10 protein-coding genes are annotated in these 11,629 nt (G+C 42.6%); 1 reads left to right on the plus strand and 9 read right to left on the minus strand.

Annotated features, from left to right (window positions below; translation table 11 throughout):
- Nucleotides 1–103 precede the first annotated feature (103 nt).
- From VB083_RS08720 to mscL, 9 genes are all read right to left on the minus strand, one after another.
- On the minus strand, nt 104–1,633 hold the full coding sequence (locus VB083_RS08720; protein WP_213691715.1) for an ABC transporter substrate-binding protein: 1,530 nt from the start codon (nt 1,631–1,633) through the stop codon (nt 104–106).
- A 60-nt stretch (nt 1,634–1,693) separates the two neighbouring features.
- Nucleotides 1,694–2,881, minus strand: a complete 1,188-nt coding sequence (locus VB083_RS08725) for a M20 metallopeptidase family protein (protein ID WP_213691714.1) — start codon at nt 2,879–2,881, stop codon at nt 1,694–1,696.
- Nucleotides 2,878–3,459 carry a hypothetical protein gene (locus VB083_RS08730; protein WP_307879736.1) on the minus strand — a complete coding sequence of 194 codons (582 nt, stop codon included), beginning with the start codon at nt 3,457–3,459 and terminating at the stop codon, nt 2,878–2,880. Before VB083_RS08730 ends, VB083_RS08725 begins: the two co-directional genes overlap by 4 nt.
- Before the next feature lie 12 nt (nt 3,460–3,471).
- Nucleotides 3,472–4,458, minus strand: coding sequence for an ABC transporter ATP-binding protein (locus VB083_RS08735; RefSeq protein WP_307879735.1), 987 nt, complete (start codon nt 4,456–4,458; stop codon nt 3,472–3,474).
- Nucleotides 4,458–5,453 (minus strand): ABC transporter ATP-binding protein, encoded by a 996-nt coding sequence (locus VB083_RS08740; RefSeq protein WP_374047612.1) that lies wholly within the window; start codon nt 5,451–5,453, stop codon nt 4,458–4,460. The genes VB083_RS08735 and VB083_RS08740 overlap by 1 nt, the downstream gene beginning before the upstream one ends.
- 19 nt (nt 5,454–5,472) lie before the next feature.
- A complete protein-coding gene (locus VB083_RS08745) occupies nt 5,473–6,324 on the minus strand; it encodes an ABC transporter permease (protein WP_213701607.1) in 852 nt (283 codons plus the stop codon).
- A gap of 14 nt (nt 6,325–6,338) precedes the next feature.
- Complete coding sequence (locus tag VB083_RS08750) at nt 6,339–7,262, minus strand: ABC transporter permease (RefSeq protein WP_213691710.1); 924 nt, start codon at nt 7,260–7,262, stop codon at nt 6,339–6,341.
- Between the two features lie 258 nt (nt 7,263–7,520).
- A complete protein-coding gene (gene ggt, locus VB083_RS08755; RefSeq protein ID WP_213691709.1) occupies nt 7,521–9,296 on the minus strand; it encodes a gamma-glutamyltransferase in 1,776 nt (591 codons plus the stop codon).
- A gap of 31 nt (nt 9,297–9,327) precedes the next feature.
- A complete protein-coding gene (mscL, locus tag VB083_RS08760) occupies nt 9,328–9,783 on the minus strand; it encodes a large-conductance mechanosensitive channel protein MscL (protein WP_213691708.1) in 456 nt (151 codons plus the stop codon).
- A 174-nt stretch (nt 9,784–9,957) separates the two neighbouring features.
- Here mscL and VB083_RS08765 point away from each other — a divergent pair, with 174 nt between their 5' ends.
- Complete coding sequence (locus tag VB083_RS08765; RefSeq protein ID WP_307879734.1) at nt 9,958–11,625, plus strand: ABC transporter substrate-binding protein; 1,668 nt, start codon at nt 9,958–9,960, stop codon at nt 11,623–11,625.
- Nucleotides 11,626–11,629 lie beyond the last annotated feature (4 nt).

Raw genomic sequence — 11,629 nt, forward strand, 5'->3', positions numbered from 1 at the left:
ATTCCTCTGATCATGAGGTTGCCAATAAAGCCGAAAAACCTGCTTCGCCTTGAATACAAGGCGAAGCAGGATTCATAAGATCAATTGCTCGGAGAAAGAAAAATTAATCTGCTAAAGAAAGGTTCCCCAAGTAATTCAAACGACCGTCATAAAGGTCTTCTACGCCTACCAAATCTTTTCTGGCGCCATACAATTCGTGAGGCACTGCAAGAACAACAACAGGGTGAAGAACATCAAGTCTATCCCATGCTTTCTGGAAGAGCTCTGTTCTCTTTTCAGTATCTATTGTTATATTCGCTGTATCGATATATGTATCAAGTTCTTTATCGCTCAATAATGTCCAGTTTGAAGAGTTGACGTTTGAAGAATGGAAAAGAGGAAGCCAATACTGTCCAGCGTCGCGGTTTGTCTGCATTCCCCATCTGCTGATAAGAAGATCGTGTGTATGTTTCTTCACGTGATCGTCAAATACAGCTGATTCGAAAACCTGGATATTAACTTTAATACCTATCTGAGCAAGCATAGACTGAATGACTGTAGCTCCATTTACCTGATCTTGGAAATTGCTGACCCAGAGCTCTAATGTCATGCCATCTGGATAACCTGCTTCTTTAAGAAGTTCTTTCGCCTTCTCAAGGTTGTAGGGATATGTCTTCACATTCTCCGGGCTAAAGGTACAGGCAGAAAGCAGTGGCCCGTTGGGAATAGAAGAGGTTCCCTGGTAGACAACAGCGTTATAAGCCTCTTTATTAACAGCATACTCAAGAGCAAGGCGAACCTTAGGATCGTTAAGAGGTTTCTTCTGTGTATTCATATCAAGGAAAGTCAAAACAAGTCCCGGAGCTTCTACAACTTTAACCTTTTCAGACTCTTTCAATCTCTGGCAGTCATTGGGTGGTACAGAGTAGATCATATCTACTGTGCCTGTCTCAAGAGCAATAACTCTGCTGCTATCGTCAGGAAGAACGAGAACATTGAAGTTCTTGAAGTTCGGTTTTTTGCCGTGATAGTCTTCAAAGGCTGTGAGTTCAATTCGCTCACCTTTTATCCAGCTCTTAAATTTGAAGGGGCCTGTTCCTACTGGGTTACGGAAATACTCTTTGCCACCTTCTTCAACGGCTCTTTTACAAAAGATACTGGCGTAGGGGTGCTTCATAGAGTCAAGCCAGCCACCAACAGGACCGCGGGTTCTTACAATCACCGTATATTTGTCGATAATCTCAAATCCCTCAGGATCTATGAATTTGCCCTTTGACTTGGCGAAAACAGATTCAGATGTCGTTACACGCTTCAGAGAATACACTACATCTTCTGCTGTAAGTTCATCTCCGTTATGGAACTTTACGCCTTTTTTGAGATAAAACTTGTACGTGTGATCGTCAAGGATTTCCCAACGCTCAGCCAACACCGGAACCAATTTTTTGGTTTTACCATCTACTGTTACAAGAGGCTCATTAATATGTTTAGTAACAGCAAATGACATGGTGTCCATAGCCTTCTGAGGATCGAGGCTTTTCGCGTCTCCCGGAAGACCGAGAGTGAAAGTATCCATCGTAGCAGCGAAACCAGCGGTTGCGACTACGAGTAACATAGCTGCAGCAAAGAACAAGTGTAAAAATTTCTTTCCCTTCATATCCCTTCACTCCTTAAAAAGTAGTAAGTAATGCCAAACAAAAGTGAGTAAAATCAAATTTTACCGCAAAGCATCAAGTGTCGCGGCTGCCATCACCTCCATGCCAATAGGAATAGCTCGATCATCTATATAAAAATCTATTGAATGTGTTGGACAATGGGGCCCACCAGGAGTTCTGACTCCTAATCTGAAAAAAGTTCCAGGAGCCTTTTCCAAGAAATATGCGTAATCCTCCCCTCCCATAGCGGGTGAAGGCAAATCTACAACTCTCTCAACTGATTCAATATCACGACAAACTCTTCGAACGCGATTTACCCATTCCTTGTCAACGCATGTCGGGATTATATTGGGCGTTATTTCCACTGTGACTTTTGCTCGTAACGCTTGCCCAACATTCGTCGCAATTTCTCTGACTCGCCGATGGAAACGTTCCTGCGTCGTTTTGCGGAGATAACGAATGGAACCCTCAATAACGACGGGACCTCCTATATAGGCATTTGATATTCCACCTTCGATGCGACCAAAAGTTACAAAAGCACAATCGGTAGGAGCCAGCTCTCGTGAGCCTAGACTCTGAAGTGTGGTCACTATGGTTGAAGCTGCCAGAATTGTATCGACTCCATAGTGAGGATATCCACCATGAGCCTGTTTACCCTCTACAGTAATCTTTATTCGGTCAATACCAGCAGTCATGAAGTCATCTCGAACGCCTATTTCTCCCAGGTATATATCTGGAAGGGCATGGAGGGCCAACACTCCATCAACGTGGGGATTTTCCATTACTCCTGCTTCTATAAACTCTTTACCACCGCCTGAAAGCTCTTCGGCATGTTGAAAAAAGAATTTCACACACCCTGAAAACTGATCCCGCAATTCACTGAGGAGCCAGGCTGTACCAAGCAAAATAGCAGCATGAGAATCATGGCCACAACCATGAAAAACTCCATCTTTTTTAGAAGCATATGAGACTCCGGATTGTTCTTGAATCGGCAATGCGTCAATATCTGCACGAAGACCAATACAGCGCTTTGGCCCGTTTCCCGTTCCATAAAGTTCAGCACAGATACCCGTTTTGCTTCTTCCGATTCTTTGAATTTTATCGACATTAAAAGAACGAAGTTTCTCTTCTATCAAATTGGATGTCTCAAATTCACAAAAACCTAATTCAGGGTTCTGATGAATCTGATGTCTCCACTCAATGACATCTTGTGCAAATTCCTGAACCTTCTGAGCAAGGATAGAGTTCATTTTTTGATCTCCTTTATTTCTCTTTGCTGAATATAGGCCACTGCTTGCCTATAGACATGCTCATCGGGGCAATAAATTCGCATAAGAGTGCCTTTTGTTCCTTTCAGGAAGATAACGTGCATTGTATCCATTGTCTGGAAGCAACGCACGTCACTCCATTGAACTTTTTTGGTAACGTTACGTTTAAACTTCTCTATAGCGTTTACTTGAAAGGGACGCCAGTGCATACTCTCTCTCAAAGAAAACCTCTTCCCTTTCATGCTTTCGCTATATGCATACTCAGGGTCGAATCGATAGAGAACCACGTAATGATTTGGGAAAAGCAAAAAAGCAACAATCAAAAAAGCTCCAACTACGAAAGCAACAAGATAATTGGCAAAAAGAACAGCAGAACGAATATATGCCCCACTCATCGACTTGCCGAAAAATGCCTGAAGCAAAATGACAAGAACAACAGCAAGGCTCCACAAAATCACGGAAGAAATTCCCATATCTAAAAGTATGAGAGGATTTGTTCCTATGGGTACACCTGTAAACCATCGCATGTGTTCTGATGTCTGTTCGGCATTTGAGCGCATAATTTTTCTCCGTTATTTATGACGTTCTAGATGTTTAGTAAAGTGACACGAAACGAAGTGCCCTGGTTCTATCTCATTAAGAAGCGGCGTTTCCTTCGTGCATATATCCTGACGATAGGCACAACGTCCTGCAAAGCGACATCCAGCTGGAGGATTAATTGGACTAGGGACATCACCTTCAAGCAATATTCTTTTCTTTTTGTTGTCTAAATCCACAACGGGAACAGCTGAAAGTAAAGCCTGCGTGTAGGGATGAAGCGGTTCTTTAAAAAGTGCTATATTTTCAGCCTTTTCAACAACCTGCCCCAAGTACATAACAGCCACTTCATCAGAAACGTAACGAACAACACTCAAATCGTGAGATATAAACAGATAGGTGTACTCACGTTCTTTTTGCAAATCGCCAAGCAAATTGAGAATCTGAGCCTGAATGCAGACATCAAGCGCCGAAACGGGTTCGTCAAGCACTATAAAATCAGGATCAAGAGCAAGGGCCCTGGCTACTCCAATGCGCTGACGACGACCACCGTCAAGCTCATGAGGAAAAGAAGTAGCAAGCCTCTCGGCAAGTCCTACCGTATCCATTAATTTTTTAATTTTGGCATCTATCTCTTTTTTGCCTGAGCATGTCTTGTTAATCAACAATGGTTCGGCAATAAGCTGAGAGACAGACATTCTCGGATTCAATGAAGAGAAGGGATCCTGAAATACGATCTGAGCTCTTTTTCTGAATTCGTTTCTTTCTTCTTTGTTATATTTAAGAGTATCTTCTCCATCAAAAAGAACTTCTCCGCCCGTTGCTTCAATAAGACCAATGACAACTCTTCCCAGTGTTGACTTTCCACAACCGGATTCTCCGACTAATCCCAGAGTTTTCCCCCTTGGGATCGAGAGGTTGACATCATCTACGGCATGTAAAAGGCCCTTATGGACGTTGAAATATTTCTTAAGATGCTTAATCTCTATGAAAGTTTCTGTTTTTTCGACCTGTGCACACACTACGGCCGCCTCCCTTCAACACCCAATGGGAAATAACAATCGACAAAGTGATTGGGCTCATACTCTTTCATGCCACAAGCTTTTTCGTGGCAAATATCCCGAGCATAGGGACAACGGGGGGAGAAACAGCACCCCTTCGGCAAATCGGTAGGATCGGGCGGCAACCCAGGAATAACATGTAATTTTTGGCTAATATCACTATCAAGGCTAGGGACAGCATTAAAAAGGCCCTGTGTGTAAGGATGCATGGGTTTACTGTACAAACTCCGAATATCTGAATACTCGACCAAACGGCCAGCGTACATAATCGCTACGTCATCGCAGATCTCAGAAACAATTCCCAAATCGTGGGTAATTAAAATCAATGACGTGTTAACAACAGACTGAAGTTCTTTAATAAGCTCCAAAACCTGTGCCTGTATTGTTACATCGAGAGCCGTAGTTGCTTCGTCTGCAATCAAAAGACTTGGCTTACATGCAAGAGCAATGGCAATACCTACCCTTTGGCGCATTCCGCCGGAAAACTGGTGAGGGAAATCCTTTGCTCGTTCTGTGCGTATTCCGACAAGCTTCAACATTTCAAGAGCACGTTCGTGAGCTTGTTCTTTATTTAAGTCAGAATGGAGTGAAATCATTTCCATTATTTGTTCTTCAACAGTCATAATGGGGTTAAGAGAGGACATGGGATCCTGGAAAATCATAGCGATCCTGTCTCCACGAATATGCCGCATTTCGGCTTCGGTCATTTTCATAATATCCTGACCTTCGAAAATGATTTCTCCGTTTGTTACTTCTCCAGGAGGAGATTGAATAAGGCGAAGGACGGCAAGAGCTGTGGTAGTCTTACCCGCTCCAGTCTCACCAACGAGACCAAGAGCTTTTCCCTTGCGCAGAAAAAGATTCAGGTTATTTACAGCTTCGACAACACCCGAATCTGTATTAAAACGCACGGAAAGATTGCGAATATCAAGAAGGGGAGAGTTATCATCTACCATGTTCGTCATTTTAGTACACCTACCGTTTCTGCTTCGGATCAAGGGCATCCCGAAGTCCATCGCCAACGCAGTTCAAAGCCATAATGGTGATCATAATTGCCAATCCGGGAGCAATACTTAAGTACGCACTGTTTCTGAGATACGGTCTCGCAGCAGAAAGCATTCCACCCCATTCCGGATAGGGAGGCTGAATACCCAAGCCAAGGAAACTTAATGTAGCTGCAAAAAGTATTGCGTTTGCGACACTGAGGGTAGACTGAACAATCAGGGGTGCCGCACAGTTTGGCAATATATATAACAAAATGATGCGCGTATGACTCGCGCCCATAGCCCGCGCCGCTTCAATAAACTCCATTCCCTTTATCGAGAGAACGGAAGCTCTCATCAGACGGGCAAAACGAGGAATTGATGTTATACCAACAGCTACCATCAGGTTGAACAGACCAGGCCCAAGGGCGGCAGATATAACGATTGCCAAAAGTATGGTTGGGATAGCAAGTTGGATATCCATGATACGCATCAGGAAGTTATCAATTTTGCCACCAAAATATCCGGCAATAGCTCCGATAGCACCACCTGCAATAAGAGAAATTGAAACAGCGATCAGACCGACTTGCAAAGAAACCCTTGAACCGAAAATAATTCGGCTGAGAACATCTCGCCCAAATTCGTCGGTTCCCAAAAGATGGGTCGTGGAAGGCGGTTTACGGATCATCATGTAGTCTTGGTCAGCATAACCATAAGGAGCAACTTGATCTGCAAATATGGCCATACCTATCAATATGAGAAGAATAACAATACCAAGCACTGCAAGATAGTTTCTTCTCAACCGTATAAGGGTATATTTCATCATAGAATTATTTTTAAACATTGAGCTTCCCACCTCTATTTCACATGAATACGAGGGTCAACAAACGCGTAGAGGATATCTGCCGTTAAGTTGACAAGGCAGAACGCGATAGAAATAAAGAGAACGCCACCTTGAATGATGGGATAGTCGCGCATATTAATAGCCTCTAACATGAGACGGCCCACGCCAGAGATGGAGAATATAGCTTCTGTAACAATAGAACCGCCAAGAAGCATTCCAAATTGCATACTAATGATGGTAAGAATGGGAATCATGGCATTTGGCAAAGCGTGGCGCATAATGACGATACTCTCTTTTTGACCCTTGGCACGAGCGGTACGAATATAGTCTGAGTGAATAACCTCTAGCATACTCGACCTTGTTATTCTGGCTATGAGGGCTACGGCAGATCCGGACAACGTAATAATGGGCATAACCATCTGGCTCACCGTATCGAATCCCATGGATGGCAACCATCCGAGATACACTGAAAAAGCAAGAATAAATAGAAGGCCACTCCAGAAAGTAGGCATAGAAACACCGAGAAGGGTTATAAGGGTCGTAATACTATCCAAAATAGAATATTGACGTATTGCGCAAATAACCCCCAAAGGGATTCCCACCAAAGTACTAAAAGCAACAGCCCAAAAGGCTAGTTTCATAGTTACCGGAATGCGTGAAGCCAACTCCATAGAAACAGGGCTCTTCATCGCGTACGAGTACCCAAGATCCCCATGGAAAACTGCCCGATAAAGATAGCGCCCCAACTGAACAAAGAATGGGTCATCCAAACCTCGTTCAGCACGGAATGCTGCGACAGTCTCGACGGTCGCCTCTTGACCAAGAGCAATTTGCGCAGGATCTCCAGGAGTAAAGTACAAAATCGTGAAGATGATAACCATGACACTTAGAACAACGGGTATGAGTAGCAAGATTCTTCGAAAGACATACCTAAGCACAAATAACCACCTCTCACTAGAAGCATGATTTATATATAGAAAAGCGCGCTCAAAAAAACTTCTGTATGCTTTTTAGTCAAATGGTCGACCGGTCGACCATTTGAAAATTAGTCTATCACGCTCCATAACACCGGTCAATTAAAATCGATTTTCCACCTCTCTTATCTTTCTTTATTGAAAAGAGACGATTATTTAGGAAGGAAACCTCCTTTTAGAGAAAAGCCCTTTTACACATTATGTAATGTTTTACTATTTTGTCTAATTTTCAGGAGCAACTGCTGAACCGCTGCGCCGAAATGACCCCACTCCTTTTATACTACCGTTTTCTTGAACTTCAATCATATTTAATCCCCCGAAAAACATATCCGGATACTCATAGACTTTGACAACGTGTCCAAAAAAGTTCTGAAGGCAATCAACTGTCTTCGTTGAAAAGCCCTTCTCCATTCGCAATTCTGGATATAGAACATAGCCTACAAACTTTGGAGACTTTACAGCATCTTCTAAAGACATATCAAAATCAATAAGATCGACAATAATCTGAACGAGGGTAGAAACGATGCGACCTCCGCCAGGAGTTCCGAGAACCCAAGCAACCTTTCCGTCTTTTTCAATAATTAACGGCGCGATTGTTGTTCGTGGACGTTTGCCACCTTCCAGATAAAGAGGAGCACCATATGTAGCATCTCCACTAAAATTATTTAACTCATTATTAAGGAAGAAACCGTTAATCCAATATCCTGTTCCGAAAAAATCAGATATGGTCTGAGTACATGAAACAACGTTCCCATCTTTATCCATAACAGCAAAGTGAGTTGTTGTTGGTGATTCAACAGAAAAAGCTTCTTCCTTTTCAATAGATTTCGCACGTGTAGATGTTGTATCTATTTCTTGTAGAAGTACATCCGTAAATCCTTGGTTCTCTTCAAAAGGCAAAGGATTTCCGTATCGTTTTTTCCAACTTTGCGGTAAAGAAGCTTTCGATAAGTTAATTTCCATAAATCGACGCTCTGCATATTTTTTATCTGTCAAAGCTTGCTTAGGTAAAGAACTGAAGTCTCGATCACCAACGTATTTTTCCTGATCCAGAGCTGTCAAAATAAAAACTTCCTGCATGATATGGATTCTGAGGGGATCATCCCAGTCAAAGGCTGACATGTTGAATTTTTCCAAAATATTCAAGGTTTCGATAAGACGCGGACCGCCTGCTGGCATATCTGAAACATAAATATCATATCCACGATATGTTCCATGAAGAGGTACTTTTTCAATTACACGATAGTTTTGAAAATCTTCTTTTCTGAGCCAACCTCCGTTTTTTTTCATAAAAAATTCAATGGAATCAGCAATAGAGCCATTATAGAAAGCTTTTGCTCCTTCTCTGCCAAAGATACGAAGTGTCTCTGCTAAAGAGGGATTTGAATACCAATCTCCTTCCTCCCAAGGTAAAATGCTCTCTTTCAAAAAGCCCTGAGCTGAACGAAGAAGCTTTTCATACTCAAGAGTTACAGCCTGAGCAAACTGTTTATTCACTGCAAATCCATCTTGCGCCAAATGAATTGCCGGTTCAGCAAGTGCTTCCATAGGCATAGTTGCTGCCTTTTGGTGAATGTACTCTAAGGCTGCCGGTAAGCTAAAAACTCCAACACCTTTTAACGTCTGCATTGCCTCTGCAAAAGAAAGACCAGATTTTTCTATGCTTCCATATGTTGCCATTCGCGGCGCCACGCTTCTAAAATCCAAAGCGAAGCGATTGCCATCAGCTGTTCGGGCAACAATATATCCTTCTCCCCCCAAACCTGAACCGTAGGGTTCCACTACACCTAAAGCCAGGCTGACAGCTATAGCAGCATCGAAGGCATTGCCACCCTTTTCCAAAATTTCCGCACCAACTTTGGCCGCATCAAAATTCATAGCGACAACCATACCCTGAGATGAAAGGGCCGTCATCGCCAAAGATGGAGTTGCAATAAATGCAAATGTAAGAGCAATTGCAGAGACGAAAACCACTGCAAAATTTGAAAGTTTCTTCATTAGACTATTCACCTGTTCAGATCATAAAATATTATTTTTCCAAAGTTGAAGTACAAGCAGGACACCGTAATGCCTTTTCTGGAATTTCAGTAAAACAATAGGGACATATTTTAACAGGTGGCTTAGGAGCTGGTGCTGGCGGTCTTCGTAGACGATTTAAATTTTTAACCAAAATAAAAACAGCAAAAGCCACAATGAGAAAGCTGATTACAGAGTTTACAAAAACGCCGATATTCATAGTAATCGCCCCAGCCTCTTGCGCTTGAGCCAAAGAAAGATATGGGCCTGGAGTTGCTCCCTCTCTGAGTACCATAAAGATATCTTTAAAATCCACATTACCAAGCGCCATGCCAATAGGAGGCATAATAACATCCTTCACTAAAGACGATACGACACCTCCGAAAGCACCTCCTATAATGATGCCTACAGCCATATCCATTGCATTTCCCTTAACTGCAAATTCTTTAAACTCCTTTAAAATAGCCATCTCATCCCTCCTTCACTAAAGAAGCATTACAAATAGTATGCCTATTATAAAACTAAAATATAGAACGTGAGTAAGGAAGCATAACGTAAACTTTTTTGAAAACTTCATAAGAATCTTCCCATTTTTTGTTAGAATAAATGAACAATGTTATATGCATTCTCCGGGGGTGAAAATATGAAGCGTTTCTTTATATTATTCAGCGTTGCTTTTCTGCTCAGTTTGTCTTTTCCCCAAGAGGGGTACAGTTTTGATATGTCTCTGTTTAGAGGCCCTAAAATCAAGGATCTGTACCTTGTCATTATTCGTGATCCTGACGCTCAGCTTTTGGCCCTCGAAAAAGATGAAATACAGATGCTTACAGATATTGCCCGTCCCGCTGATATAGAGCGATTATCACAAAATGCATCAATTCAGATGTCATTGGCAAAAGGCTTTCATGGTTTTTTCTTCGGAATGAATCTTCGAATGTTTCCGTGGAATCGGCAAGAACTCAGACAAGCTGCATGGGAAGCTATTCCCCGCGAAAAGATAGTTCGTGATCTCTTCTCAGGTTACGCAGAGCCCCTTTCCACATTTTTACCACCTGCTTCTCCCTACTATGAAAAAGATGTTATTCATTATTTTTCTGATCCGGAGAAGGCTAAAAAAAGGTTGAAAGATGCCGGTTGGACGTGGAATAACAAAGGAATTCTTACAGATCCAGAAGAACACCGAGAGCTACCTCCAATGAAGATGCTCTCTCCCACAGCTCAAGTTTCACCGACAACGGCTGAAATAGCTGAACGGATAGCAACGTCTCTACGTGCAATTGGAATTCCCCTAGAGGTAGAGCCTATGGACTTTTCAGCCATGATTGCCCGTCTTGACGAACGGAAGTTCGATACGTATGTTTTAGCATGGCAAATGACTCGCGATCCCGATTCTCTTTTCGCTTTTTATCATTCTTCCATGGATGTACAAGGCGGCTATAACATTTCTGGAATATCCCATCCTCAACTTGATGATGTTGTATCTCGACTTCGATGGGCCCCTGACGAAGAAGCAGCTCGAGAAGCAGCTTCCGAAAGCCAAAAGCTCCTTTCAGAACTTGTTCCTGTTATTCCAATTTATAGTAGATATTTTATTACGGCGGCCACATCATCGTGGAAGGGATATGTTACAACGTCTTATACGACAGCTGATAATATTTGGAGTCTTTTCCAGTTGGAACCTGCGCAGGGCTCCATGAAACCTCTCCGATGGGTTTTACTTGACGAGCCACGCTCTCTCAACCCCCTTGATACGAGTTCTGCCTACGACTGGAATGTATTGGCCTTTATCTATGATTCTCTTCTCGCTATTGATCCAGAGACGTTAACAGATCTTCCTTGGGTAGCAGAATCATGGTCTGTCGATACCGTGAAAAAAGATAAACATAATGTTACCCAACTTACATTTCATATGAAGAAGGGGATGCTTTGGCAGGATGGACGCCCATTAACCTCATCAGACGCAGCCTACACTATTGAATATCTGAAAAACCATCAATTACCCCGCTATTACGATTCGGTACGAGATGTAGAAAACATTGAAACTCCCGATGCTCAAACTCTTATTGTTACAATGAACTCTACAAGCTACTGGCATCTTCATAACATAGGAGGCCTTCCTCTCTTTCCCCGGCACGTTTTAGAGCAGGTGAAAGATTGGCGGAGCTGGAAACCATCTCAAACATGGCTTGATAAAGAGAAAAAACTAACTCAGCTTATGGGGTCAGGTCCGTTTATCTTTAGAGAATACAGGCCTGGGGAGTATGTACACCTCACGAAGAATCCTCTTTTCTGGCTCTTAAATAACCGGTGACAGA

The organism is Aminobacterium sp., from assembly GCF_034926885.1.
Classification (GTDB): Bacteria; Synergistota; Synergistia; order Synergistales; family Aminobacteriaceae; genus Aminobacterium.

Bases quoted from the DNA above. Each gene is read 5' to 3' on its own strand.
- VB083_RS08765 (WP_307879734.1), top strand. From the start codon at position 9,958: ATGAAGCGTTTCTTTATATTATTCAGCGTTGCTTTTCTGCTCAGTTTG.
- VB083_RS08725 (WP_213691714.1), bottom strand. From the start codon at position 2,881: ATGAACTCTATCCTTGCTCAGAAGGTTCAGGAATTTGCACAAGATGTC.
- mscL (WP_213691708.1), bottom strand. From the start codon at position 9,783: ATGGCTATTTTAAAGGAGTTTAAAGAATTTGCAGTTAAGGGAAATGCA.
- VB083_RS08730 (WP_307879736.1), bottom strand. From the start codon at position 3,459: ATGCGCTCAAATGCCGAACAGACATCAGAACACATGCGATGGTTTACA.
- ggt (WP_213691709.1), bottom strand. From the start codon at position 9,296: ATGAAGAAACTTTCAAATTTTGCAGTGGTTTTCGTCTCTGCAATTGCT.
- VB083_RS08745 (WP_213701607.1), bottom strand. From the start codon at position 6,324: ATGTTTAAAAATAATTCTATGATGAAATATACCCTTATACGGTTGAGA.
- VB083_RS08740 (WP_374047612.1), bottom strand. From the start codon at position 5,453: ATGGTAGATGATAACTCTCCCCTTCTTGATATTCGCAATCTTTCCGTG.
- VB083_RS08720 (WP_213691715.1), bottom strand. From the start codon at position 1,633: ATGAAGGGAAAGAAATTTTTACACTTGTTCTTTGCTGCAGCTATGTTA.